The organism is Verrucomicrobium sp. BvORR106 (assembly GCF_000739655.1).
GTDB lineage: Bacteria > Verrucomicrobiota > Verrucomicrobiia > Verrucomicrobiales > Verrucomicrobiaceae > Verrucomicrobium.
Genome location: NZ_BATR01000012.1, coordinates 1 through 25,898, shown reverse-complemented (window position 1 = coordinate 25,898; position 25,898 = coordinate 1). Strand labels below are relative to the sequence as shown.

At 62.3% G+C, this 25,898-nt stretch carries 18 protein-coding genes; 17 read left to right on the top strand and 1 reads right to left on the bottom strand.

The genetic code is table 11. The features are described 5' to 3' along the window. The first annotated feature begins 457 nt into the window (after window positions 1–457). From BV106_RS02370 to BV106_RS02290, 17 genes are all read left to right on the top strand, one after another. Window positions 458–1,162, top strand: coding sequence for a response regulator transcription factor (locus BV106_RS02370; protein WP_051944822.1), 705 nt, complete (start codon window positions 458–460; stop codon window positions 1,160–1,162). A 202-nt stretch (window positions 1,163–1,364) separates the two neighbouring features. Then, window positions 1,365–2,231, top strand: a complete 867-nt coding sequence (locus BV106_RS02365; RefSeq protein ID WP_265595252.1) for a glycosyltransferase family A protein — start codon at window positions 1,365–1,367, stop codon at window positions 2,229–2,231. A gap of 244 nt (window positions 2,232–2,475) precedes the next feature. Further along, window positions 2,476–3,297 carry an endonuclease/exonuclease/phosphatase family protein gene (locus BV106_RS02360; RefSeq protein WP_265595251.1) on the top strand — a complete coding sequence of 274 codons (822 nt, stop codon included), beginning with the start codon at window positions 2,476–2,478 and terminating at the stop codon, window positions 3,295–3,297. A 638-nt stretch (window positions 3,298–3,935) separates the two neighbouring features. Next, window positions 3,936–6,725 (top strand): sensor histidine kinase, encoded by a 2,790-nt coding sequence (locus tag BV106_RS02355; RefSeq protein ID WP_081891461.1) that lies wholly within the window; start codon window positions 3,936–3,938, stop codon window positions 6,723–6,725. Window positions 6,726–6,778: 53 nt separating this feature from the next. Beyond that, window positions 6,779–7,423 carry a response regulator transcription factor gene (locus tag BV106_RS02350; RefSeq protein WP_038159930.1) on the top strand — a complete coding sequence of 215 codons (645 nt, stop codon included), beginning with the start codon at window positions 6,779–6,781 and terminating at the stop codon, window positions 7,421–7,423. Between the two features lie 932 nt (window positions 7,424–8,355). After that, window positions 8,356–10,020, top strand: a complete 1,665-nt coding sequence (locus BV106_RS02345; protein WP_265595250.1) for a rhamnogalacturonan lyase B N-terminal domain-containing protein — start codon at window positions 8,356–8,358, stop codon at window positions 10,018–10,020. A 26-nt stretch (window positions 10,021–10,046) separates the two neighbouring features. Next, complete coding sequence (locus BV106_RS02340) at window positions 10,047–11,318, top strand: rhamnogalacturonan acetylesterase (RefSeq protein ID WP_038159928.1); 1,272 nt, start codon at window positions 10,047–10,049, stop codon at window positions 11,316–11,318. A gap of 18 nt (window positions 11,319–11,336) precedes the next feature. Further along, entirely contained in the window at window positions 11,337–12,266 is a 930-nt protein-coding gene (locus tag BV106_RS02335; protein WP_081891460.1) for a rhamnogalacturonan acetylesterase, read from the top strand. A gap of 70 nt (window positions 12,267–12,336) precedes the next feature. Then, window positions 12,337–13,668 carry a right-handed parallel beta-helix repeat-containing protein gene (locus BV106_RS02330; RefSeq protein ID WP_038159926.1) on the top strand — a complete coding sequence of 444 codons (1,332 nt, stop codon included), beginning with the start codon at window positions 12,337–12,339 and terminating at the stop codon, window positions 13,666–13,668. 337 nt (window positions 13,669–14,005) lie between these two features. After that, the gene (locus tag BV106_RS02325) at window positions 14,006–16,267 is read left to right on the top strand and encodes an autotransporter-associated beta strand repeat-containing protein (protein WP_081891459.1); all 2,262 of its coding nucleotides are present in this window, start codon (window positions 14,006–14,008) and stop codon (window positions 16,265–16,267) included. Window positions 16,268–16,403: 136 nt separating this feature from the next. Next, a complete protein-coding gene (locus tag BV106_RS02320; protein WP_038159922.1) occupies window positions 16,404–17,039 on the top strand; it encodes a hypothetical protein in 636 nt (211 codons plus the stop codon). After that, on the top strand, window positions 17,036–17,485 hold the full coding sequence (locus tag BV106_RS02315) for a prepilin-type N-terminal cleavage/methylation domain-containing protein (RefSeq protein ID WP_038159920.1): 450 nt from the start codon (window positions 17,036–17,038) through the stop codon (window positions 17,483–17,485). Before BV106_RS02320 ends, BV106_RS02315 begins: the two co-directional genes overlap by 4 nt. A gap of 38 nt (window positions 17,486–17,523) precedes the next feature. Continuing rightward, entirely contained in the window at window positions 17,524–18,399 is an 876-nt protein-coding gene (locus BV106_RS02310; protein WP_038159918.1) for a prepilin-type N-terminal cleavage/methylation domain-containing protein, read from the top strand. 21 nt (window positions 18,400–18,420) lie between these two features. Next, window positions 18,421–22,512, top strand: coding sequence for a hypothetical protein (locus BV106_RS02305; protein WP_265595249.1), 4,092 nt, complete (start codon window positions 18,421–18,423; stop codon window positions 22,510–22,512). Then, window positions 22,509–23,240, top strand: a complete 732-nt coding sequence (locus tag BV106_RS02300) for a hypothetical protein (protein WP_038159906.1) — start codon at window positions 22,509–22,511, stop codon at window positions 23,238–23,240. Before BV106_RS02305 ends, BV106_RS02300 begins: the two co-directional genes overlap by 4 nt. Before the next feature lie 24 nt (window positions 23,241–23,264). Continuing rightward, window positions 23,265–24,074 (top strand): AraC family transcriptional regulator, encoded by an 810-nt coding sequence (locus tag BV106_RS02295; protein ID WP_051944816.1) that lies wholly within the window; start codon window positions 23,265–23,267, stop codon window positions 24,072–24,074. 269 nt (window positions 24,075–24,343) lie between these two features. Continuing rightward, window positions 24,344–24,700 carry a hypothetical protein gene (locus BV106_RS02290; protein WP_038159904.1) on the top strand — a complete coding sequence of 119 codons (357 nt, stop codon included), beginning with the start codon at window positions 24,344–24,346 and terminating at the stop codon, window positions 24,698–24,700. A gap of 489 nt (window positions 24,701–25,189) precedes the next feature. Here the strand turns inward: BV106_RS02290 and BV106_RS02285 are convergent. After that, window positions 25,190–25,898: chitobiase/beta-hexosaminidase C-terminal domain-containing protein (locus BV106_RS02285; RefSeq protein WP_038159902.1), on the bottom strand; the 709-nt coding region annotated here is incomplete at its 5' end.

Genomic DNA, 25,898 nt, shown 5'->3' with positions numbered 1-25,898 from the left:
TTGGGCAACGCCCAAGGAATAGGTGACCAAATATCCCTTGAGGGCTGAAGGCCCGGCCTCATCAAGCCTGCCCACAACGAGCATCCCTGAATGACCCCGGGCCTACAGCCCTCAATATCTAAACCAACGGCAACCTTGGGCGTTGCCCAAGGCTGCCATCACGCCGGGCTTTCAGCCCTCAGATCCTTCCCAAAAAGGTTCAGCTTGCGCAGGTCACAGAAATCTCGCAACGGAACGGTCAGTAAAAGGAGTGAGGGACATTCCTGTCCCGGTCCGCCCCAAGCGTCCCATGAAGTTGCGCTCTTCTTGGGCCTCTCCTTCCAGCGTCAGCTCAGGTCTTGAGTCTTGTGTCTTCAAGTCTTGTGTCTCCGCGAAGCGAACCAGTTACGCCGTCAGCCCAGAGAACGCTGCACATTTTTTTGTGGCAAGCTATCGGCGTTATGATTTATATAAACACATGGAAAGTGGTGCTCGTAAGGTGAAGCAGGATGACGGCAAGCCGCCCCGCACCCTCCGTGTCGCGGTGGTGGAGGACGATAAAGTCGTCCGGACCTTCGTGGAGCGGCTGCTCGGCAAGCCGGAGCACAACTGCCAGTTCGTGGGTGCTTGGGCGGATGCAGAGTCCGCCCTGCGGGAGCTGCCAGACTTCGAGCCGGACGTGGTCGTGGTGGACCTGGAGCTGCCCCTGATGTCCGGCGCAGAGCTGATCGCCGTGTTGTCCCGCAAGATGATCAGCGCCGCCTTTGTGGTGCTGACAGTGCATGATGATCCGGCCAAAGTCTTCGCTGCCTTGCGCGCTGGGGCGCACGGGTACCTGCTCAAGGGATCCAAGCCGGAGGATATTGTCGGTGGCATCCGCTCCGCCAGTGAGGGCGGGGCCCCGCTCAGCCAGGAGATCGCCCGGCTGCTCATCCAGTCTTTTCAGGAACCTCCCAAGGCGGAGAAGCCCCCCATCCCTGGCCTCACTCCGCGTGAAACCCAGATCCTGGAGCGACTCGCCCAGGGCATGGTGCCCAAGGAGGTCGCCTTCGAGCTCTCCCTGAGCTACGAGACTGTGCGTGACTACTTGAAAGGCGTGTATCAGAAGCTCCACGTGCGCTCCCGCACCGAGGCGGTCATCAAGTTCCTCCAGCACAACAACAACGAAGGCTGGGCGACTTGAGCCGGTGCGTCAGTGGGCGGTGCGTCAGTGGTCAAGGTGTTGGTAGAGGGATCGGACGGAGGTTGCGTTGTCGGCCTGTGGGAGGGCATAGCTGGCTCGTATGGAGTTTGAAGTTTGAGATTTGAACTTTGAAGTTTTGCCTAGCACCGCCCCTCAAATGAGGGCCTGTTTGGCAATGTCGGTTTTCATTAAACTACCGACCATGAACCCAGCACATTCATCTACCCGCCCCACAGTAGGCGTGCTGATTCGCTACGCCCGCGCTTCTTCCACCCTGCCGCGCGTCATGGCGGCGCTTCAGGCCCAGACGCTGCAGCCAGACCAGATTCTAGGTGTGGACAGCTCCGGCTGTGTCGCGTGCGGCGAGCTCATCCGCTCCGCCGGAGGCGAGGTCCTCCGCTGGCAGGAGAAGTATGAGCCCTCCCGCGTGCTCAATCACGGCCTGCGCCATCTGCCCACGGATCTGGTGCTCGTCCTGAGCTCCCACACCGTGCTGGAAGATCCCCGCACGCTGGAGCACATGGTGGCTGCCATGGCCGACTCGCGCGTGGCCTGTGTGAGTGGGAAGGGCGTGCGCGACCAGGGGCAGGGGCAGGATCGCGATCCTGGCAATGACTACAGCGACGCCATCACCTGGCAAGAGATCCAGGAAAAGGGGCTCAAGTTTGGCTCCTTCTACAGCAACAACCTGGGCCTGCTGCGTCGCAGTTGCTGGGCGGAATGTCCGTTCGATGAAACCCTGCCCACGGCGGAGGACTACGCCTGGGCGCTGGAGCAGGTGAACGCGGGTCACGTCTGCCGCCGGCTGAACTTTCCCTTCACCCTGACCCGGCACAGCGCCGCGCGAGAGAAGCTCTTTTCCCAGATGACTTTCCAGCTCGCCGCCTGGCACCATGTGAAGCCCGCCTGGCCCGGCGTCTGGCGGTCCGTGAGGTGTCTGGCCGGCTACTGGCTGCGGCCCAACCAGCCTGATGCCCACGACCTCCGCGAGCAGTTGTGCGAGCGGCTCAAGGGCTGGCGGGCGTTTCATTTCTCACGGCCTGTGTTGTATGGGTCGGTTAGGAGTTAGGCGTGATGGGTTAAGAGTGATGGGTGGCCAGCGTTCGACTGGAGATCATTGCTCCACCGCGAACAGCCTCGCGAAGCGTCTTGGAGTGCGTGTGGCTCGACACCGCTTTGGTGGAGCTTGTGATGGTATCGAACCGCAAGGGTGGAGCAGGGCAGAGGCGGGATCAAACGTAGGGGCCCCGCCCCGAAACCGGTCTCAATGCCTTTTGGTTGCCAGACGGGACCGGGTGGTCAATGGGTGCGCCATGCGCCTTCCCCGTCGCCGCCGCTGCCTCCAGCTTCTCTCGTTGTGTCTGCTGAGCCTTCCCGTCCTCCCGGCCGCCGAGCCGGTTGAAACGGAGCTGAACATCGTTTCCTTTAACCTGCGCAACGGCGGGCGGCGGTTCGACGGGCAGTACGACCATGCTCTGCAGCATCGCGTGATCGGTGCGCTCAAGCCGGACCTGGTCGCTCTGCAGGAGGCGGACCGGAAGACCACACGGGTGCAGGGGCTGGATGTGCCGGCGGATTTCGCGAAAGCTCTGGGCATGACCTTCGCCTATGGGGCAGCCATGCCTTTTGCAGGAGGGGAGTACGGCACCGCGGCGCTGTCGCGGTTTCCCATCGCGGCATCCCGCACCATCGCGCTGCCAGTGAAGGGCGGCGAGCCCCGGGCGGCCACCTTGATCACCGTGACCCTCGCGACCGTCCCTCCGGCAGAGGTCACCTTGGTGAGTGTGCACTTTGATTCCGGTGCGGATGATGCCGCCTGCCGGGAAAATGCGCGCGGCCTGATCGCCGCGCTCAAGGAAACAACTACCCCGGTGATCCTGGCCGGTGACTTCAATGATCGTCCAGACTCCGCCACCCTCGCCCTGCTCGCCGAGGCCGGGTTCCGCCGCTGTGTGCCAGAGGGCGATGCGGGGAGTTACCCGGCGGACCAGCCCCGCGTGGTGATTGATCACGTGCTGCTGCGCGATGGCGCGGGCGTTCGCCTGGAGGACGCCGGGACCAAGGTCGTGCCGAATGCGGAAGCCAGTGATCATCGCCCGTTGCAGAGTAGGGTGAGGGTGAAGACGCAAGACTAGAAGACACAAGACGCAAGACATGAGCTGTCGCCTCACGTGACACTCCCTCCAAAGCGGTCAGTAAAGGGAGCGAGGGACATTCCTGTCCCGGTCCGCTCCAAGCGTTCCATGACAGCCCAATACACCCCGGCCCTCAACCAAGCGCCAGCTCAGGCAATGTAGAAGAACCGTCCCGGTTCTTGTTCCCGCGTCACCCAGCGCACCCAAGAGCCGAGACGGCTCTTCTACAGTGTGGATGAGCGACTGAGCGGGGCAGGAAACCCTCGCCTCCTGTACAGTTCTTTGTGCCTTCGTGCCTTTGTGTGAGAATGAATCATCCTGGGACGCTCGGTACGAACCGGGACAAGAATGTCCCTCGCTCCGTTTACTGACCGCTCAATTGAGACCTTCCCTTGGCTCGCGCAGGCTGAAGCCTGGACTCCGTACAGCTTCGACCCCAACACCTTGACGCACTGCCCACTGACGAACTGACGCACTGGCTCTCTCCGCGTAGCAGGCCCAAAAACCCTCTTGCTCCCAACGCAGCCAGCCGGGTACGATCAGCCGTGTCACTTGTTGGCGTGACTGGCGGGCAGCCCGTTCCCGTTTGAAGGGGACGGGTCTGGCTGGCAGGAATCGCGTCGGCCAGTGTAAACGGGATGCAAAAAACTTTTATCACACTCTGTGGCGTGGCGGCCGTGCTGGCAGGGGTGTTGGCGCTCGCCACCCCTACGCGGATCCAGGCCGGGGAGCAGTTCCTGGTGCGTTCCTGGCAGTCAGAGGACGGGCTTCCCAGCAACAGCGTGCGCGCCGTGGTGCAGTCAGCGGACGGCTATCTCTGGGTGGCCACGGCGGAGGGCGTGGTGCGGTTTGACGGCGTACGGTTCACCACCTTCAAAGAGGAGAGCAGCGCCCAACTGGCCAAGCAGCCGCCGCGGGAACTCTATGCCCTGGAGAATGGCGAGGTGTGGATCTCCACCATGCGTGGGGGACTCTTGCGCTGGGACGGCCGGCGTCTGGTGGAAGCCTGGGCCGGGACCGTGGCCGGTGCCAGAGGGGTGCAGCCCGTGACCCAGGTTTGGAGCGATGAAGCAGGCGGCGCGTACATCGAGAGCGGGGACAAGATCTACCACGCGGAGCGGCATCAACCGCCTCGGCTGCTCAAAGAGGACCGCTACGTCGAGGCCCGTGCGAAGACGAAGTTCGTCCCCTGGCAGCGCTGCATCATGGCCCCACCGGGGGCTCCGCTTGATCTCATCGACGGACGCGGCCGCCGCTGGATGCGCACGCTGGAGGGGCATCTGGCCGTGTCTGATCCCTCGCAAGACGGCCCGCTGGAGGTTCTCACCGAGCTGTCGGAGGGCGTGCTCGTCATGGCCCTGTTGGAGGATCGCGAGAGCAACGTCTGGGTGGCGACGAACGGCAACGGCCTAGTGCAAGTGCGGGTCAAGCGCGTGAACGTGATGGACGTCAGCAACGGTCTCACGAACCGCAACATCCTGGCCCTCATGGAGGACTCGGTGGGCGTGCTCTGGGCGGCGAATAAGAGTGGCGGCGTGGACCGCATTCACGGCGGCTGGGTCAATGCCTTCCCGCTTGGCGAACGGGATGCCTCCCGCATCGTCATGGCCATTGCGGAGGATCCCACTGGCACGCTCTGGCTGGGCAAGGAGAACGGCAGCCTCTATTATCACGATGGCACCTCCTTCCAGGAACTGGTGCGCAAGACGCCTCTGGCCCGGCGACTGCGCGCCATGACGTTCGATAAAGACTCGCGCCTCTGGCTGGCGGGCGGGGACGGTGTCTCCCTGTGGGACCGGGGCACACTCACCCAGTTCAGTGAGGCCCAAGGGCTGCCGCAGCAGGAGGTGACCTCACTGGTCATGGACGAGTCCGGCACCCTCTGGGCAGGCACGGACAGCAGCACGATCTATCAGCATGGGGATGGTCGCTTCAAGCTCACGGCCACCCTGGGCGCCACGCAGGTCTCCGCCATGCTGCCCGATGAAGAGGCGGGAGCGCTCTGGGCCACCACCCTCGGCAGCGGTCTCTTCCTCCGGAAGAAAGACGGCACTGTGACAGGCTTCTCCATCGCTCAAGGCCTGCCAGATGACCGCCTCACCTGTGTGCTGGACGACAAGATGGGACACCTGTGGATGGGCTCGCTCACCGGCATCATCCGCGTGCCAAAGAAGGATCTGCTGCAATACACACCTGGCTCCTCCTCCAGCATCTCCTGGCTGCAGTTTGACCGCTCTGACGGCCTCATTTCCCGGGAATGCACGGGCGGGTTCCAGCCCGCCGGATGGCGCGGGCAGGATGGCACCTTGTGGTTCCCCACTGTGCAGGGCGTGGCCTCGGTGCGGCCGCAGAACCTGGAGTTTAATCGCGTGAAACCCTGGGTGGCGATCGAGGAAGCCCGCGCGGGCAGTGAGTGGGCAGAGCCTGGGGCTACTGAGCTCAAGGCCGGTCCGGGGCGCTCCCGCATCGAGCTGCACTACACGGCGCTGAGCTTCAGCGCGCCGGAGAAGGTGAAATTCCGCACCCGGCTGGAGGGGCTGGAGACCGAGTGGCGCGAGGCCGGGGCGCAGCGAATGGTGGCCTATGAAGCCGTGCCACCAGGGGACTATGTCTTCCACGTCATGGCATCGAACAACGACGGCGTGTGGAGCGCCACCGCCACGTCGTTGCAGATTCACATCACCCCGCACTTCTGGGAGACGCTCTGGTTCCGCGTCTCGTTCATCACCTTCCTGGTCGTCTGCGCCTCCGCGGGCAGCGCCATGGCGGTGCGATCGAGACTGCGCAATCGCATGCTGCAACTGGAGGCGCAGACTTCCCGGCAGAAAGAGCGCGAGCGCATCGCCCAGGATCTGCATGATGATCTGGGGGCCAGCCTCACGGAGATCTCCCTGCTGGCCGAGCTGGCCGCAGAGGAAACAGGCCCGGAGGCGCGTCGCGAAACTGCCCCCATCATCGCCAGCAAGGCGCGGCATCTCGTGGGCACACTGGATGAGATCGTGTGGGCGGTGAACCCCCGGCATGATACGCTGGCCTCCTTTGTGGACTACCTCACCGCCTCTGCCGCAGAGCTGCTGGATGTGGGCGGCGTGGCTCTGCGGCTGGAGATCCCAGATGACATCCCCAATACCGCCCTGGACGCTGAGCAGCGGCACGAACTCTTCCTGGCCGTGCGGGAGGCGCTGAACAACACCGTGAAACACGCCTCCGCCACGGAGGTGAAACTGCGCCTCCAAGTGCGGCTGGACGTGCTCACCATCGTGGTCACAGACAACGGCAAGGGCATCAGCGGTGATCAGTCCCGCCTGAGCGAAGGGCTGCACAACATGCAGCGGCGGCTGTCACGCATTGGCGGGACCTGTAGCATAGAAAGCGACTCCTCCGGCACTTGCATCACTTTTTCTCTGCCACTTCGCCGGAACACCTGATAGTACCTTGAGGCGGCATCGCGTAATTCACTGCTGTACTGAACATCCCTTTCATGACCACCGTCGGCATCGTTGAAGACAACCTCGGACTCGGCGAGAGCTTGCAGCGTGTGGTGGAAAGCACCCCGGACTGTGAGTTCGCCGGTCTCTGGCGCAGCGGCGAAGAAGCCCTGCACAAGGTGCCCGTGGTGAAGCCGGATGTGGTGCTCATGGATATCAACCTGCCCGGCATCTCCGGCATCGAGACCACCGCCCGGCTCAAGCAGGACATCCCCGGCCTGCTCGTCATCATGGTCACCGTGTATCGCGATCACGACAAGATCTTCGATGCGCTGAAGGCTGGTGCCTGCGGCTACCTGCTCAAGCGCTCCTCACCCGCTGAGGTGCGGCGCGCCATCCAGGATGTGCGGGAGGGCGGTGCCCCCATGAGCGCAGAGATCGCCCGCCGCGTGGTGGAAGCCTTCCACAAACCCCAGCCCCCAGCCGTCGCGCCTGCGGCTGAGCAGGTGCACCTCTCCAAGCGAGAAACCGAGATCCTGGAGTTCCTCTCCCAAGGCCTCGCCAACAAGGAGATCGCCGACAAGTTGACCCTCAGCGTGGAGACCGTGCGCGTGCACCTGAAACGCATCTACGACAAACTGCATGTGCACTCCAGGACCGAGGCGGCGATGAAGTATCGCAACGCGCAGAAGGGGTGAGTTCCGGTGAGTCAGTGGGCAGTGCGTCAAGGTGTTGGGGCCGGAACTGTACGGTGTTCAAGACTCAGCTTGAGCGAGTCAAGGGTGGAGCTCAACGGAGCGGTCAGTAAAAGGAGCGAGGGACATTCCTGTCCCGGTTCGATCCAAGCGTCCCATGATGTCGCGCTCGATGCCGCTTTGGTGGCCCCTTGTGATTTCCTGAATCTGATGAACCCCAGCAGCGTCATGGGCGACCTCTCCTTCAGCCTGCCTCAATGGCGCTTGCTCCAGCGCCTTCCCTCTGCCAGAGCATGCCCAACACCGGCCGTAGTTGTCGACGTGAGGAGGCACAAATTTTTCGGTCTATCGCGAAGCGGCGGGGGAGAGGAGCAAAGGGCCAAGGCGTGCGCTGGCGGTGGCAGGGCGCTGGGTGGCTGAAGGTTTGTAGTGAAAGCGCCGCAGCAGACGCTTTAGCTAGTGCCTCCTCACGTCGACAACTACGACGGGTGTTGTGGGTGGTTCGCCAGAAGGCTTTGAGGCAGACCCAGCGGGACCGTAGGCAAGCTGACGACAACAGGCTGTCGGAGGTTGCGGGGATTGGTTGGAAGTGCATCCGGCAGGCGAAAGCGGCGTCGAGCCGCACGCACTCCAAGACGCTTCGCGACATTCGGATGCGCTGGAGCGCAGTTCGCTCCATCTGGCCCGCCCGACCACCGCGGCAGCGTCTTGGAGTGCCGGTGACCTGACACCGCTTTGGCGGCTCTTGTGATTTCCTGAATCGAGCAAGCTCCAGCAGCGTGCCTGAGTATCGCTCATTCTTCAGCCTGCCTGCAGGTGTTGTGCTGGCGCTCCATCTCCTGATTCCGGTCCTCGGCGGGAGGGTCAAGGTTAACCCGATTGGGGTAATTGCCGGGGCAGAGTGTGGTGGCAACTTTCGAGCCTCCCACTTCTTCATGATCCCAGAGACCATCGTGATCTTCTCCTTATCCTCCTTTTCCCGAGCCCTCGGTCTCCCGCTCGCCATCGTGGCCGGCACCCTGCTCTCCTCTCACAGCGCCCGCGCGGAGTTCGGCCTCATCACTGAGAAGAAACAACACCGCGTGGACAGCGGAGCTGGGCTGGTCTTCAAGGTGGACCGTCTCAACGGCGGCATCCGCAGCATCAAGTGGCAGGACACGGAGCTGCACAGCCCCTTCCGTGACTCCAGCATCAACTCAGGGGTGGGCGGCAGTCATACCCTTGTCACGACCCAGGCCGATGCCGAGACCGTCGTCATCACCACGCAGACCGACGCGGAAAACCAGGTGGTGGCGGGCCTCACGCACTACTACATCGTGCGCAAAGGGCTGAACCACATCTACATGGCGACTTATGCGCAGAACGAGCCTTCCAACGGCGAACTGCGCTGGATCACACGGCTGAAGGGAGAGCTCTTCCCCCATGCCCCGGCCCAGTCCGACCTGCGCGGCAGCACCGGGGCCATCGAGTCCCGGGATGTGCTCGGCATGACGGACGGCACCTCACGGAGCAAGTACTTCGGCAATGACCAGGCCCGGGATCTGGGCGTGCGCGGCGTCACCGGCCCCGGGCGTGGCGTCTTCATGGTCTATGGCAGCCGGGAGAGCTCCTCAGGCGGCCCTTTCTACCGTGACATCCAGAACCAGACTGGCACCTCGGCGGAGGTGTACAACTACATGAACTCCGGGCACAACCAGACGGAGAAGCTGCGGCTCGGCGTGCTGTATGGGCCCTATGTGCTGTGCTTCACAGACGGCTCCAAGCCCAAGGCGCCGGACCTCGGCTTCATCGATGCGCTGGGCCTGAAGGGCAGCATCAGCAAGGAGGCTCGTGGCAGCGTGCAGCTCAAGGGGCTGAAGGGTCGTGATGAAGATCACGAGTACACCATGGGCTTCGCCAATGGCACCGCGCAGTACTGGGCACCCGTCTCCAAGGGGCGGGGCAACGCCACCTCCCCGGATATGAAACCGGGCACGTATGACCTCACCGTTTACAAAGGAGAACTCGCGGTGCACACGGAATCCGTGACCGTTTCCGCAGGGACGGTCACCGAAGTGGGGGCTAGAACCCTCACCGTAGATCCTTCCCAGAAGAAGGCGCTCTGGCGCATCGGCGACTGGGACGGCGCACCGTTGGAGTTCCGCAACGGCCGCAGCATCGCTCTCATGCACCCCTCAGACAAACGCATGGAGCCCTGGCAGGGAGAGCCGTTTGTCATCGGGCCGAGTCGCGCGGGCGACTTCCCCTCCTGCGTGTGGGCGGATGTGAACGGACAGCAGGTGGTGAAGTTCAACCTCACCCCGGAGCAGGTCGCCAGCCGGACCTTGCGCGTCGGCATTACCGCCAGCTTCGCCGGGGCCCGGCCCAGCGTGAAGCTCAACAATTGGAAAGCCTCCATCCAGCCTGCTCCTCGCAAGGTGGACAGCCGCAGTCTCACCATCGGCAGCTATCGCGGAAATAACGCCACCTACACTTTCGGCATCCCGGCCAAGGCGCTCGTGGCCGGGGAGAACGTGCTCACGCTCTCCGTCGTCAGCGGCAATCGCGGCCCCCAGTTTCTCAGCCCTGCCTACAGCATTGACTGCGTGGACTTCTACTGACTCGCAGCCTTCACCGATTGCCTTCCATGACCTTCCGTGCTCTCAGCTGCACCATTGCCCTTCTCTCCGCCAGCCCGCTCCTGCTCCACGCGGAGGACATGAAGTTCTCCTTCGACAGCAAGCGCCCGGTGCCCGGCAGTACCCTCGTGGCTGCAGACCAGGCCTTTGATGAGAAGCGCGGTTTCGGCTTCGTGAGCAAGGCGGGAAATGCCCGCGTGTTTGGTGTGCGGCTGGAGGAGGGCAACTACCATGTCTCCATGCTGTTGGGGGACAGCACCCGCCCCACCTCCACCACCGTCAAGGCGGAGAATCGCCGCCTCATGCTGGAAAAGGCCGAGACCCCTGCGGGCAAGTTCGAGGTGAGAACCTTCACCGTGAACGTGCGCAAGCCCCCCATCAGCACCGGCGGCAACACCACACTGAATGACCGTGAAAAAGGCCCGCCCGTCAGCGCGAGCTGGGATGACCTCCTCACGCTGGAGTTCAACGGTGAGAGCCCCGGAATGGTCGCCCTGGAGATCAAGCCCGCCACCAATGTCACTACCGTCTTCATCGCCGGGGATTCCACTGTCACCGATCAGCGCAATGAGCCCTGGGCGGGCTGGGGGCAAATGCTGCCCCGGTTCCTTGATCGCAGTGTTGCGGTATCGAACCAGGCCGAGTCCGGCCTCGCCCTCCGCTCTTTTGAGCGGCAGAAGCGTCTCGACAAGGTGCTGAGCATGATGAAAAAGGGCGACTACCTCTTCATCCAGTTCGGCCACAATGATCAGAAGGACAAGGCCGTCGGAGCCGGTCCCTTCACCAGCTACAAGGAGAACCTCAAGCGGTACGTGGAAAGAACCCGCGCCAAAGACGGCGTGCCCGTACTCGTCACCCCCATGGAGCGCCGCCGCTGGGAGGGCTCCAGCCTGAAGCCCACGCTCTCTGACTATGCCGAAGCTGTCCGCCAGGTGGGCGCGGAGGACAAGGTCCCGGTGATCGATCTCAATGCGATGAGCATCAAGCTCTACACCGCCCTGGGGCCTGACCCGTCTATGCGCGCCTTTGCCTTCTACCCGGCCAATACCTTCCCCGGCCAGAGCGAAGCCCTGAAGGACAACACTCACCACAACACCTTCGGCGCCTATGAACTGGCCCGCTGCATGGTGGAGGGCATCCGCGCTCAGGTGCCAGAGCTGGCCACCCATTTGAGCAAGGACGCAGGCACCTTCGATCCCGCCAAGCCGGATGCCCCGGACCAGGTGAAGTTTCCCCTCAGCCCGCCTTCCGGTGCGGTGCTCACTCCAGAGGGCAGCTAGCGTTCTACTCTTCATCGTATGCGCGCCTTCCTCCCGCTAACCCCGTTCGCCAGAACTCTCAGCACCGTCTTGACGCTGGGGCTGGTCGCCACTTCCTTCCTCCTGGGGCAATCCGATGACCGGCCGGTGGAGGATGCCAAAAAGGTCGGCGTGCAGCTCAGGAAACAACTCGATTTACCGGCGATCTGGCTGATCGGCGATTCCACCGTCCGCGTGGGCACGAAGGGGCAACGTGGCTGGGGGGATGAACTGACACCGTACTTCGACACCACCAAAGTGCAGGTGGTGAATCGAGCACTGGGCGGGCGCAGTTCCAGAACGTACCTGACCGGGGGCCTCTGGGAGAGCGTGCTGGCGGAGCTTCGCGCCGGGGACATCGTGATCATGCAGTTCGGTCACAACGATCCTGGACCGCTCAACGAGCCTCCGCCTGTGACCAGCAGCACCCGGGCCCGCGGCACCATCAAGGGCAACGGGGAGGAGACCCAGGAGGTGCAGAACGTCCTCACCGGCAAGCCGGAGGTGGTGCACAGCTATGGCTGGTATCTCCGCCAGTTCATCACTACTGCGAAGGCCAAGGGCGCCACCCTGGTGGTTTGCTCACCCATCCCGCACAAGAGCTGGACCCCGGAAGGCAAGGTGAAACGCGCCTCCAACGGATATGGCAAGTGGGCCCGCGAGGCCGCAGAGCAGGAGGGCGCACTCTTCATTGATCTCAATGATCTCATCGCAACCGGGTACGAGGAAATCGGCCCTGCCGCCGTGGAGCCCTTCTTTGCGGACAAAGGCACGCACACCTCCAGGGAGGGAGCAAAGTTCAATGCCCGCAGTGTGGTGGCTGGGTTGAACCGTCTGGCGGAGAAGAATCCCGCCGCCTCGTTGCTCTCGGCGGAAGGGCGTGCGGTATCCGTCGAGACGCTGGCAAAAGCAGGTGATTTGCAAAAGTAGGCCGCAGGGGCTGATTTCGTCGCGAGCCTTGTTGGATTGAGTCCTGAAACGGTTTTCGTATTATCAGGTCATGCGCTCTGCTTTTCCCGCCCTCACCTTGATTTTCAGTCTGCTTCTCGCAGCTCATGCCTTGGGGGGCGACACTTGGTATGTGGCTCCAGAACCAGCGGGGGATGACCAGGCAGCAGGTACGTTGGATCAGCCATTCGCCTCCCTGCAGCGGGCCCAGGAGGCGGCATCTGCCGGGGACACCGTCAACATCCGCGGCGGCACCTATGTGATGACGGAGTCGATGATCGCCCGCAAGAGGCGCATCTTCGCGAGGGTGATTGCGCTCACCAAGAGCGGTTCTCGCGGCAAGCCCATCACCTACCAGGCCTACAATGGAGAGCGCCCTGTCTTCGACTTTCGCGCGGTCAAGCCAGCCGGACAGCGGGTGTCGGGCTTCTATGTCAGCGGCGATTGGATCAAGCTGAAGGGGATCGAGGTGGTGGGCGTGCAGGTGACCATCAAGGGGCACACCCAGTCCATCTGCATTGAGAGTCAAGGCAGCCACAATGTCTTTGAGCAACTGTCCCTGCACGATGGGCAGGCCATTGGCATCTACCACGTGGATGGCTCGGACAACCTGTTCTTGAACTGCGATGCCTGGAACAACTGGGACAACACCTCCGGCAACCTCCTGGGAGGGAATGTGGACGGCTTTGGCTGTCATCCCACGCCAGGCAGCACTGGCAATGTCTTCCGCGGCTGCCGGGCCTGGTTCAACAGCGACGATGGCTATGACTGTCTCGGGGCTTCCGAAGCGGTGATCTTTGAGAACTGCTGGGCTGCGTACAACGGATTCTCCCCGCAATTCAAGAGTCTGGCCGATGGCAACGGCTTCAAAGCCGGAGGCTATGGCTCCATGCCGCCCGAGCATCTGCCGAAGCGCATCCCCCGCCACATCGTCCGCTACTGCCTCTCCGTGGGCAACAAGCAGAGCGGCTTCTACGCCAATCATCACCCAGGCGGAGGTGACTGGTTTCACAACACCGCCTACCGCAACGGGGCCAACTTCAACATGTTGGGACGCCTGGCGGACAACCAGACGGATGTCGATGGTTTTGGACACCGCCTCATCAACAACGTCAGCTATGGTTCCAACCGGGATTTGATCCGGGTGGACCTCGCCAACTGCGAGCTGCGGGGCAATACCTTCACTACCGGCCTCAAACTCCGCTCCCGGGACTTCCAAAGCCTGGACGCCGATGAGTTCACCCTTCCCCGGCAGCAGGATGGCAGCCTTCCCAACATTCGTTTCCTGAAACCCTCCGCGAAAAGCGTCCTCCTGAAGGCCGGAGCCGACTTCGGGCCTGATGTTCCCCTCGGCAAGGCTGATCTCGGCGCGTTCTCGCACTAGCTCCTGCCGTGCTCTCTCTGAGCGAAAGCCCTGTCGGAAGTGACTAGGAAATAAACAGAGGTTGACGTTTTTCGCCCACAGCCTTTCAGCCCCCGGGGGCGGTGTCGCGAGGTGCCGCCCTTATTTTTTGATTTTTCCGGATTTCGAATCCCGATTGATGAATTTAGGGGGCCTTGTGGCGAAATATAATCCCCGAAATTGGGTCAAATTGGATCCAATGAGTGATTTTTAAAGCGTTGAATATGAGCGAATTGAATCGGGTTATGTGGGGCATTAACCCGTTTGGGGTAATTGTCGCCCCCCTTCGCGCTGATAGGCTGATGGAAATTAATTATCCATGCTTTCACGTCTTGTCCAGCCAGTCATTTCCATGGGGCGTCAGGTTCGCCTCCGCGGATTCATCGCCCTGGGTTTGGGTGCCGCCTTTATGGGTGCCTTTTTGCCTTTCGCGCTGGCCACAAGCGATACTTGGGATGGCTCTGATAGCGGCTTCTGGTCCGCCAGCAACAACTGGCTGACGAATCCGGCCGCGGTGCCTGGCACGGGTGATACCGCCACCTTCAGCCAGAGCTCTGTCACCGTCAATGGACGGACGACCATTGATCTGGGGGCTGGGGTGACGGTGGCGGGCATTGTTTTTGATGCCGCAAACGCCGCGGCCTACACCATTGGGTCGGGCATCGTCGGTTCACAGACACTCACGCTGGATACGACGGGCCTTGTGACGATGAATGCCGCAGTCGTCAACAATCAACTGTTCAATGCCAACGTGATCCTTGGTACAGCAACGGTAGGCACGACAACGATCACCAATAGCAGCACGACAAACAGCCTGACGTTTGCCGGCACGCTTCAGGGCGGCACCGGTGGTACGGCGGGAGTCAAGACGGTAAACACTACCGGTGCAGGCACCATCAACTTTACCAATACCGTGAGTGCCGGGGGCGCAAGCGTGTTGAATCTTGCCAATACGGGTACGGGAACGGTCAACCTCACGGGTGCGGTTTCAAGCACTCTCGGTACGCTGCGTGCGACAGGTGGTGGCACGGTGAACATTGATGGCCAAACAGTCGCGGTCGCGAACGGGTCCCAGTATGGATCGAGTACCGGAAACGGAAAGTTCGAGCTAAAGTCCGGCAGCGTGGCCTTCAACGGAGGCATGAGCATGAACTCCTCCGTGGGGGATGGCAGCTTGTTCAAAGTGAGCGGCGGGACCTTCAGTGCCACTTCAGTCAGTCTCCTTAGAACTTGGGGAAACTCCTCCGCCACTGCCACCACAGCAGCTTCTGCCACCACTGGTTTCGTGGTCACGGGCGGAACGGCATCCGTTACCGGGGTTCTTGATCTTGCGGGATCAAATTCCAACACTTCTGCACTCGTTTCTGGTGGCAGTCTGACAGTGGGCGGAGAAGTGAGGATCGGCAACAGTACCAGTGGCACGGGCCGCTTCTTCGTCTTTCAAGTGAGCGGCGGCACCTTCACTTCTACCGATGCAACGGGCGGCATCATCCTGGCCCGCAGCTCGGCGAATGCCAACAACACCTCACTGCTCCTGACAGGAGGAACCACCACGGTTGAACGCATTGCCTTTGGTCAGAGCGCTACGGCCACAGGATCCACCGGTACCCTGACCCTCAATGGAGCGACTGCTTCCCTCTACGTTGGGTCCGGCGGCATTGTGAAGCCTGCACTGAATACTTATACCAGCACGATCACACTCGCTGCAGGCACCCTTGGAGCCAAAGCAAACTGGTCTTCGTCTCTCGCCATGACTTTGAGCGGTACGGCCGATGCCCTGACCATCAAGGCCGCCGATGCCTCTAACGTCGCCCGGAACATCACTCTGGACGGTGCCCTCACTGGCACAGGCGGATACACCAAAACAGGTGACGGTATTCTCTCGCTGGGCGGCACCAACGCCTACCAGGGTGAGACGAAGGTGAATGCCGGTACCGTACTCGTTAACGGCGCGCATACGGATGCTGGTAGTTACACGGTAGCTGCTGGAGCCAAACTCGGCGGCGCGGGCAGCATCACCGGAGCCAGTGCCTCCACCATCACGTTGGGATCCAGTAGCTTTCTCATGGTGGGCAAGACCCATGGGGCTGGGGCGGGGAATGATCTGACGAAGCAGACCCTCACTCTGACCACGGGCGTCGGCGACATCAATCTGAACGGCACGCTACAGTTCGACCTCTTTTCCACAGACGGCGACGTGCTCGACCTGAACTCCGGAAGTGGTTTCCTGGATCTCTCCAACGCCAAGGTGGAACTGGCGCTGGGGGAGGGGGCAAACACCAGCGCATGGGGCACCTCCTTCACCACCTGGCGCTTGATTGACTGGACCAATCTTCCCCCCACCTCCACGAATCTCGCCCTCAGTGCTTCCACCATCAGCACCTTCCAGAGCCTGGGCTACACGCTCACGCAGTCCATCGTGGATGATGGCACGGCCAACGCGGGTTTCTACGTGAACATCGCCCTCGTCCCGGAGCCCACGCGCGCTGTCCTGCTCTGCCTGGGCCTGGGCACGCTGCTTTTCACCAGAAGACGCAGCTCCCGCGCAGCCAACCCCTGCGATGCTTTCGTGCTCCAGTGAGCTTCAAGTCGTTACAACGCCATTGCAACCTACGATGAGATACCACCTCAAGCCCTCATCCGGATCCGGAAGCAGACCCCTGTGCAGACACGCGGGTGCGTGGAGCCAACCTGCGAACCCTGCCGGGTTCACCCTTGTGGAAATCATCGTGGTCGTGGCCGTCATCGGCCTGCTCACGGCGGTGGCCATGCCAGCCTTCAACGGGCTCTTCGCCGGCCAGCGCATGACCAAGACAGTCTTTGAACTCTCCGGGGTCATGGAGCAGGCTCGCTCCCATGCCATGGCCAAGAACACCTATGTCTATGTGGGCCTGGTGGAGACTGATGAGATGGCCAAGGAACTGGTGATGGCGGAGGACGGCGGCAACCTCACTGTGGCTGTCATGGCCTCCAAGTCGGGCGTGCGTCCCCTCGCCATGAACGGGCCGGAACTCGTCGCCCTCTCGCCACTCTACCACTTCGAGAACGTGAAGATGGAGTTCATCGGCACCGACGGTGGTCTCGCCCGCCGCACGGGCGATGATGTAGTCAATGTGGCCGACACGGCCACCTCCAGCTTCGGCCCCATGGACTGGACCGCCTCGGTCGCCGGGAAGCTGGCGTTTGAAAAGGTCATTGAGTTTGATCCCCGTGGCGTGGCCCGCTTCTCCGAGAAGAGCAGCGTCGACGGCTGGATCGAGATCCCCCTTCAACCCGTCCATGGCAACACCGCCGACATCGCGGCGCTGCAGGTCGATGGCGTCACCGGATCCGTCAGAGTTTACCGCCCATGAAAACCAAGTCCCTCGCATCCACCCGTTCGCATGGCTTCACTCTTGTTGAGGTGACCATGGCCATTGGCATCGCCGCGGTCTCCCTGCTGGGAGTCGTAGCCCTGCTTCCCATGGGCATCGCCTCCAATCGCGACTCTGTGAACATGACTCATGCTGCCAGCGTGGCAGAGGCTCTGATCATGGACCTGCGTGGCACGGCAGAGAGCGGCACCTCCAAGCTCTACGGTCTGACACTGGAGCCCAACGCCACCCCCGCGCTGGTGTACTGCAAGACGGACGGCACCAAGGTGACTGAGGTCGCCCAGGCTGACTACCGCGCGGCCGTGACCGTCGTGCCTGCGGCCTCCCTCCACACGCCCACCACGGTGCGCGTTGTCGTCGCCTGGCCCGCTACCGAGTACCCGGTGAATTCCTTTGAGGCCCTGACCGCACTGGAGCGGAACTGAGCCCGCTACTCCTGAACCTCTGTCCCCGATCCACGTCCATGACGACCCACCTTACCTCCCGGCGGTTCCGCAAGCTCCGTGGCTTCTCCCTCCTGGAGTTGCTCGTGGCCATGGCCGTGCTCTCCCTGCTGGTCCTGCTGATTGTGCAGGTCGTCAATGGAGCCTTGGGGTCGACCAATGTCAGTCGCAAGCGGATCGATGCCGACAGCGAGGCCCGGCGCATCTTTGACCGCCTGACCTTTGACCTGGCCGGCATGCTCAACCGCCCGGACGCAGACTTCCTGGTGCGCAAGAAGGCCGGTAATGACGAGATCTTCTTCTTTGCGGAGGCCCCGGCCCGTCTGGCAGGCTCCGATCCCGCCCAGCCAGTCTCCCTGGTGGGTTACCGCGTCAATGAAGCCGAGCAGTGCGAGCGCCTGGGGCAGGGGCTTTCCTGGGATTCCGCTGCGCCCAGAGGGCCTGTCTTTCTCACTTTCAAAGATTCCGCCCGGGTAGAGGAAAGCACCATCGAGGGGGCCTATGCCAGCGTGCTGGAGGATGTGGACCAGTATCACGTGGTGGGGGAGGGCGTCTTCCGCATGGAGATTGACTTCCTGCTTAAGAACCGCACCGGCAACGAAACAAAGTACTCCTCCTCACCCTTCTATACCGGCGGCACCGGACCTTTCGTCAACCAGGGGGAGGGGATGAAGGACGTGCAGGCCATCGTGGTGACCCTGGCCGTATTGGATGCCAACAGCCGCGTGCTCGCCGGAGACATGACCGCCGTGGTTGGAAAATTTCCTGATACCGTGGAAGGCGCCACCCCTGGCAGCCCGTGGCAGGCTGTCGCTGAGAACCCCGATTCCCTCGGCCTCGCCACCCCCGTGGCAGGCCAGGTGCGCATCTACCAGCGCATCTTCCCTCTCAACTAACCCTTCAGTTTCCCGCTCACCATGGTCGCATCTGTCTGTATGAAGAAGAAGCCCATCCACCACCACCAACGGTCGGGGTTTGCCATCGTCATCGTCCTGGGGGCCATCGTTCTCCTGGTCGGCGTGGCGCTCGCGTTCTTCTCGAACTCCCTCCTTCAGAAGCAGATCTCCCAATCCAGCGCCTCCCAGGTGAAGACGGAAATGCTGGGGAAGGCGGCGGTGGAAAACATCCTCAGCGATCTGCAGGCAGAGATCACGGCCAGCTCCAACCCGCCCGTCACCGCGGGCAAGGCGACGCTTTATTTCCCAAGCACCCCGGCCGGCATGGTTCCCGCCCTCGCGGGATCGAGCGGGTCCAATGGCCTGGAGAATCTGGTAAAGCGCAGCAGCGGCTTCCACCCTTTCTACCCCAAGGGCATCAACCGCGCTTCCCAGGTGCCCACTACCACGGAGTCCCTCGGAGGCCGTGCCATCTCCGCCGCGCGCTGGAACAAGCCGCTGCTCCTGCCGGCCACCAGCGTCACGGATCCCACCCCGCCCCAGAGCGCGGGGTTCGAGGTGCCACATTGGATCTACGTGGCGCGTGACGGGGCCAATCCCGCCACCTGGAGCGACGGGGTGCGGACCTCGAAGAATGAAACCTCCACGGTGGTGGGGCGCTATGCCTTCACCATCTATGACGAGGGCGGCCTGCTGGATGTGAACGCCGCCGGCAGCCCCACGGACCTGCTCCCGAGCCTGAAGGCGAGGAAGAGCTCCCTGGCCTATGCGGACCTGGCCGGACTGTTCGTGAACATGGGCTTTGGCAGCTCCCGCGCGGACCAGATTGTGGATGCCCTGGTGAAATGGCGCAACGAAGCGACGATCGAGCTGAACAAGTCCGACTTCGACACCTGGGCGACCTGGAACCCCAAGGGCTTCCTCACCACGGCCAACACCCGCCTTACCAAGGATCAGACCTCTGACCGCTACTTCACCAGCCGCCAGCAGATGCAGAAGTTCCTGCTCGAGCGCGTGGCCACGGCGAGTGAGAAGGAGGCCATGCAGAAGGCCCTGGTGTACCTGGCCACCTTCACGCGGGATCTCAACCAGCCCTCCTATGTGCGGACCCAGTCCACCCATGCCAGCCTGCCTGGCTATGAGACCAATGCACCCAAGGTGCAGAGCGTGGCGAATGGAGGAAACAACCAGGAGTCCCTCGATGCCTATGTGAACCCTGCCTTCCCGCTGGTGCGGGTGCGCAAGTCCTTCACCCGGTTCGACGGCAGCAAGGCCGAGACCGGCGAGCCCCTGGTGAAGCAGCGCTTTCCCCTCAGCCGCCTGGCCTGGCTCACCTGCAAGGGGCCCAGCGCCTCCCGCACCGAGTCGGATGCGGACATGCAACTCCTGATCAACAGCCATCGCATCCCGGCGAGCTATCTCAAGAAGGGCACCGATGAGAACATCCGCAAGTGCTTCGGCCTGCGCTGGGTGAAAGATGAGAACAGCGACTTCGGCAAATGGATCTACGACGTGCACAACGGTCCCACCGGCACTGGCCCCGAGGGGCCGATCATGCGCCTCGGCACCACCGGAGACGACGCCAGTGTGGCGGCGCTGGATCCGGCGCGTGAGCCTAATTTCTTCGAACTGCTCAAGGCGGGCGTTGGCGCGGGCTCCAAGGCCAAGGCGGCCACTATCAACCAGGGCACCACTGCCCCGGCGGACTATCAGGCGCAGTATGACAACTCCGTGGACTACGCCATCATGCAGATGGGAGCCAATATCATTGCCCAGTCCCGGGTGGATGGCTATGGGGTGCGCATCGGCTTCAGTGATGGTGCGCTTGCTCCCAAGGAGTTCTACGGCGTGCTGAATCTCCCCTACATCTACCGCGCCCGCTGGGGCACGCTCAAGGTGCGCAATGAAAGTCCTGTGGCCACTGGGGAATTGCCCTGGCCCAGCGCTGCTCCGGGTGTGGTGCCTGCCAGCGCTGGCAAATGGCAGGCCAGCCAGGGGAAGCTGATCGATCCCGGCGTCTCCATGGTCCTCCTCATTCCGGAGATCTGGAATCCGCATGACCAGCACATCCCGGATCTTGCCGCGGGACTGCGCCCCACCAATTTCCGCATTGTGGCCGACAGCACGGACCCGGACATGGTGATCAACGGAGGAGCGTACTCCCAAGTCACGGCCAAGGGGGCGGACAGCCGCTCCTCCGGCAACCCCAGCTCGACCGACAGGGCGGAGGTCACCGGCAGCCTGGGGCAGCCCCCCTTCTCCCGGGCGCGCGGGGGCACGGGGCCGGAGATCACCGGCAGCTACAAGGGATATCTGCACACTCTCACGGCGGCGAACACCGCCATGACCTTCAAGGTGGCGGACGTGTCTGCTTTCCGCGAACCCACTCTGCTGGCCCGCGTGGGCATTCCCACCGGCAGTGAACTGAAAATTGACTCGACCAAATGGTCCCGCGACGTCGCCCCGGACATCGACTATCTGGACTTGGAAACAACTTCCGGGAAATCCTTCACAGAAAACGGCGGCTTCAAGGCGGATGTGAAGAATCCGCTGGTGCTGCCCGATGCTGGCCTGGTCTCCAGCTCTACTCAGTACGTGGGCATTCCCTTCGGCCTCTTCCCCTGCCAGTGGCTCAGATGGCGTCAGTCCGGTGAACCCACCACTTCGCGAATGATTGCCCGTAGTGACCTTGCCAGCCCCAGTGGTAACACCAGCATCACGCTCCGGCTCCAGTACCAGGATCCTACCAATGCGGACAACTGGATCACCTATGACATGAAGTATGTGCGCCCCACTACACCCTTCATGCACAACATCCTCGGCCCGGACGGTGCCGGTGGCATGATGCAGGGGCTCGATATCTGGGCCTCGTTCACCGATCCCCGGAGCAGCCGCTTTGGCGGCATCACCCCCGCCACCAACACCAGCGTGACGGACAGGTACAATGGACCGGGTTCGGCGAAGAAGGTGGCGCACAACAACAGCGCCCAGGCCTACGCCATGCCTGAGACCCAGTCCGCCAATGCCAAGGAGTGGCTCAGCGCTGCCAACAACATCCTGATCACCAACCGTCCTACGGCCAATGCCGGGTACTTCGTGGACAGCGTGCCCAATCAGGCTCCCGGCTGGAGCAGCCCGAACATGCGCCAGGGCCTGCTCTCGCAGAACTCCTTCTCCTCCCTCAATGACAACCTGAAGTACTCAGGCGTCTTCGGCACGGATCCGTACCAGATGAGCTCGGCCACGGTGGCCAACTACTATCAGGATGCAGACAACGTGGTGCGCCGCGCCATGGGGGCCTATGCCACTGGCACCACCACCGTCGGCCTGCCCATGGCCACCACGCTCAATCCCGATGGCAGCTCCATCGCCGGACAGAGACAGAGCCGCCCGTGGATGCTGAACCGCCCCTTCCGTTCCGTGGCTGAGTTGGGTTATGTCTTCTCCGGCACGCCGTGGAAGCAGCTAGACTTCTTCACTCCTGAGAGCGGCGATGCCGCCTTGCTTGATGTCTTCTGCGTCAATGAGGCTGAGAACACCGATGGCCTGCTGGCAGGTCGCGTGAATCTCAACACCCGCCAGGCTCCCGTCTTGACGGCCCTGCTGTCTAAGGCCTATCGCGATGAGCGGGTGCCCGGGTCTTCCGGTATGGATGGAGCTACGAACGGCGTGGCCAGCCAGGTCGCAGATGCCATCCTCAAGCGCACGGATCCGGCTCCGGGAGCCGCCGCGGATACCTTTACCAATGTGAGCGAACTCGTTGGCAAATGGGCGGGCACCTCCAGCACCGCCCCCATCAATGGCTCCACCGCCTACGATGGTCTGACCAAGGACCTCACCGCCATCATGGAGAAGGCCTATGGAGCCAACAGCACGATGACCAACATCCAGCGCTTCCGCGAGTCCGCCATCCGGCCGCTCGCCAGCATGGGCACCACGCGCGTGTGGAATCTCATGCTGGATGTGATGGTGCAGACAGGCCGCTTCCCACCCAGCGCCACGGATCTGGCCAACTTTGCCGTGGAAGGGGAGAAGCGCATCTGGGTGCATCTGGCCATCGACCGGATCACCGGGCAGGTGATTGACAAACAAATCGAACTCGTGACCGAATGAAGAAGCTCAATCATTTGCTGACCGGTTTGCTGCTGGCTGCTGCCGCCGCCTGGGTGCCTGGTGCCGCAGCGCAGTCCCGGGTCGAGCAGGCTCTGCCGTCAGGCCCATTGTGCGCCACCCGCGCCCCGGACATGGCCCAGTGGCAGGTCATCTACAAGGCACAGCCTCTGCCCAAGCCAGTGGCGAGTGGCGCGGCCGCTACGCCAGCCCCTGCCAAGCCGCCGGAGCCAGACGGGTCCGACTTCCAGAAGACTATCATCAAGAACCGCACCCTCTACCACGTGCAATGGACCACCGGGTCCCGCTTTGCCGTGGACAAGTGGTGCCTGCAGGATGTGCAGGTCACGACCCTCCCCAATGCCCAGTTGCCCGTGATCTCCACGCCGAACGAGCGCGATGACTACTACATGGATTTCTCCAAGAGCGACTTCCACGGCTTTGAGTGGATTTCAGGAAAGAACTTCATCGGGGTGCAGAGCATCGGCGGGGTGGAGTGCATGGTCTTCAAGGACACGTTGAAGGGCCAGGAGGGCGAGACTCACGAAGCCCAGGCTGTCGTGGACTACAAAACCCGCCTGCCGGTCTCACTTCAGGTGGGTGAGGGGCTCACGACCTATCAGTTCAGTGCCGCACCTTCCTCGCAGTTGAACCCGCCTGCCAAGATCGCCGGTCTGGCAGATCAGTGGCGGAAGCGACTCAAGCAGGCCCGCCTGTCGCCGCCTCCGTAGGAAAGCTCTGCCCTCCCTCTTATCATGCTCATAGAAGCCTCCTCCGGGACTGGCCGTCCCGTGCAACTTCCCTCTCACAAACGGTTTCAGGAAGACTTTTTCCGCAACCTCGGCGGTACGCAGTTCAAGGGACTGCTTGAGCACCTTCCCGAACTTGAGTTCTTCATCAAGGACAGGGAGGGCCGCTTCGTCGCTGCGAGTGATGCCACCCGGCAGCGTCTGGGCATCAAGTCAGAGGAGGATATTGTGGGCCGCCTTGACATCGATGTGCATCCATCCCCCGCCTCCAGCGCCATCCGGCGGGATGACCTGCGTGTGATGCGCGCGGGCGTGCCGCTTGTGGATCGCTTGGAGTCGCTGACCGCGCATCCTCGGCGCAAGAGCTGGTATCTCACGACCCGGCTCCCGCTCTTTTCCAATGACGGCCAGGTGGTCGGCATCATGGGGCTGATGCGTCCGCTCAATCAGGACTGCAAGGAGCCCGATCTGCCCGAGCCGATCCGTGAGGTGCTGCTCTATGTGGAGGATCACTACCGGGAGCGCCTCAACGTGCGGGAGCTGGCGCGCATGGCGCATGTGTCCCCACGGCATCTCAACCGCAAGTTGCAGGAAACTCTGCGGATGAGCGCCAAGGAGTACATCACCCGCACGCGCATTCGCGCCGCCTGCAAACAACTGCTGGGCACCAACACCTCCATCCAGGATATCGCACTGGACAGCGGTTTTTATGATCAAAGCTCGTTCACCCGTATGTTCCGCAAGCACACCGGCACCACACCCCGCCTCTACCGCCGTCGTCAGCGCGGTGTGCGCAGCGGTCACGAAGTGCTGTGATGAGGTTGAGTCTCAGCGCATCAAAAACACCTGATGCCTGGTTAAGGGTCCAGCGTGAGGGGTGGCTCTGGAGCCGTGCAACAAGTTGATCTTCAAGTCGCTCCGTCATTGCTGCTCGCGTCTCCCGACAAAAAGGGAGCTATGTGCTTAAGAGCGTTGTGAAGCAGATAGCTATTGGTTCCAACCAGACTGGGAGGAGAGCGCGAACCTCACATTGAAAGCGCGGCACTTCCAGTGCGCGCCAGATCAAATCAGAACCAACCGAAACCATGAAAAACCTGTTCGCTTATGCAACCTGTGCGTTGCTCCTGGGCGGTGCCGTCGCCACGGCGCAGTCCACCAGCACCACGACGACCACCACGGCCGGAGGCACTACCACCTCGGTGACCACATCCAGTGGTACGCTTCACGAGTACACTCCTGGAACCACCTTCATCGTGAAGGAAACCAGCGGCCCGGTGGCTTACAAATACGCCAAAACCGTCACCTACGTGACCAAGTCCGGCAAGGCCCTCACGGAAGACCAGGTGAAAGCCCGGATCAAAGTGGGTGTGCCCGTGCGCATCGCCTTCGACACGGAGGGGGATGTCCGCTACGTCAACCGTGTGGAAGTTGACGACGATTGATTGCTGATCATGCCATGAAATGGCTCCTCAACGGCCGCCTGTCTCCAGGCGGCCGTTTTGTTTTGGACATCAGCTCCAGGGGGATAAGATGGGGCACGATGAAAGCGGGAGTCAACGCCCCTGTTGGCGTCTCGAGATTACAGGAAATCACAAGGGCCGCCAAAGCGGTGTCAAGCCACCGGCACTCCAAGACGCTGTCGCGTTGATTGATCGCGCCAGACGAAGCGCCCCTTCAGTCAGCATGTACCAATGTCGTGAAGCGTCTTGGAGTGCGTGCGGCTCGACGCCGCTTTCGCCTGCTGTCAGCTCGTGCAATTACCCAGCGAATTTCACCATCTCTCAAACTTTCATTGCTCGGAACCACGCGATCAATCTTCCTCGCAGCTGCCTATCCACTCATCCGAAGCTCTTCCTCGAAGAGGATGCGCGGCATCGGCTTCAGCGACGACACCCCCCCCAATCGTCGCTGGTAGTCCCCCTCCTTCCTCCCTACGGCGTAACAATCACCACGCGGTAGAACTTCTTCGTCTGGCTCCCTGCGGCGGTGTCCTGCCACGACATCACGGCACCGGAGCCCGGCTGCAGGGTGGCCACGCTCACGGGATCCCAGGTCTTCAGATCCAGGCTCGTTTGCACAGAGTAGAAGCGTCCCTGCTCGCTGGTCCAGGAGATGGTGATGCTGCCGCCGGAATTCGCCTGCAGAGGCGTGACCACAGCGTCGGATTGATTGGGGTTCGTGCCGGCAAGGAACTCCGCGAGGTTGTTTCTGAGATCCCCGTCGTCATCCGCCGTGGGGTCCAGCACGCTCACAGGATTGGCGCGCTGGCTGCCATATTGCTGCTCCCACCAGTCGGGCAACTGGTTGCTGTTGCTGTCGCCCACGGTGAAGGTGGCCGTGGTGACGGGCCCGGTGAGTCCGGCATGAATGCCCACCGCTTTCACCGTCGTGGTGCGCAGGGAGCTGAACGCCCCCAAATTGGCGAAGGTCGGACTCTGGGCCGTGGGGGTGCTGCCATCCAGGGTGACGTGGATGAGCCCCTCAGGCACGGTGGTGCCGATCTTCCACGGGATGACATTGGCAGACGAGGCTGTGCTGGGGCTGAGCGTGATCACGGGGGGCGATCCGTAGGCCGTCACCCCAGGGTTCGTGGTGTCGACAATGATCAGATTGTTGTCGGCGGGAACCAATAGGCCGCCC

Bases quoted from the DNA above. Each gene is read 5' to 3' on its own strand.
- BV106_RS02370 (WP_051944822.1), top strand. From the start codon at position 458: ATGGAAAGTGGTGCTCGTAAGGTGAAGCAGGATGACGGCAAGCCGCCC.
- BV106_RS02365 (WP_265595252.1), top strand. From the start codon at position 1,365: ATGAACCCAGCACATTCATCTACCCGCCCCACAGTAGGCGTGCTGATT.
- BV106_RS02360 (WP_265595251.1), top strand. From the start codon at position 2,476: ATGCGCCTTCCCCGTCGCCGCCGCTGCCTCCAGCTTCTCTCGTTGTGT.
- BV106_RS02355 (WP_081891461.1), top strand. From the start codon at position 3,936: ATGCAAAAAACTTTTATCACACTCTGTGGCGTGGCGGCCGTGCTGGCA.
- BV106_RS02350 (WP_038159930.1), top strand. From the start codon at position 6,779: ATGACCACCGTCGGCATCGTTGAAGACAACCTCGGACTCGGCGAGAGC.
- BV106_RS02345 (WP_265595250.1), top strand. From the start codon at position 8,356: ATGATCCCAGAGACCATCGTGATCTTCTCCTTATCCTCCTTTTCCCGA.
- BV106_RS02340 (WP_038159928.1), top strand. From the start codon at position 10,047: ATGACCTTCCGTGCTCTCAGCTGCACCATTGCCCTTCTCTCCGCCAGC.
- BV106_RS02335 (WP_081891460.1), top strand. From the start codon at position 11,337: ATGCGCGCCTTCCTCCCGCTAACCCCGTTCGCCAGAACTCTCAGCACC.
- BV106_RS02330 (WP_038159926.1), top strand. From the start codon at position 12,337: ATGCGCTCTGCTTTTCCCGCCCTCACCTTGATTTTCAGTCTGCTTCTC.
- BV106_RS02325 (WP_081891459.1), top strand. From the start codon at position 14,006: ATGCTTTCACGTCTTGTCCAGCCAGTCATTTCCATGGGGCGTCAGGTT.
- BV106_RS02315 (WP_038159920.1), top strand. From the start codon at position 17,036: ATGAAAACCAAGTCCCTCGCATCCACCCGTTCGCATGGCTTCACTCTT.
- BV106_RS02310 (WP_038159918.1), top strand. From the start codon at position 17,524: ATGACGACCCACCTTACCTCCCGGCGGTTCCGCAAGCTCCGTGGCTTC.
- BV106_RS02305 (WP_265595249.1), top strand. From the start codon at position 18,421: ATGGTCGCATCTGTCTGTATGAAGAAGAAGCCCATCCACCACCACCAA.
- BV106_RS02300 (WP_038159906.1), top strand. From the start codon at position 22,509: ATGAAGAAGCTCAATCATTTGCTGACCGGTTTGCTGCTGGCTGCTGCC.
- BV106_RS02295 (WP_051944816.1), top strand. From the start codon at position 23,265: ATGCTCATAGAAGCCTCCTCCGGGACTGGCCGTCCCGTGCAACTTCCC.
- BV106_RS02290 (WP_038159904.1), top strand. From the start codon at position 24,344: ATGAAAAACCTGTTCGCTTATGCAACCTGTGCGTTGCTCCTGGGCGGT.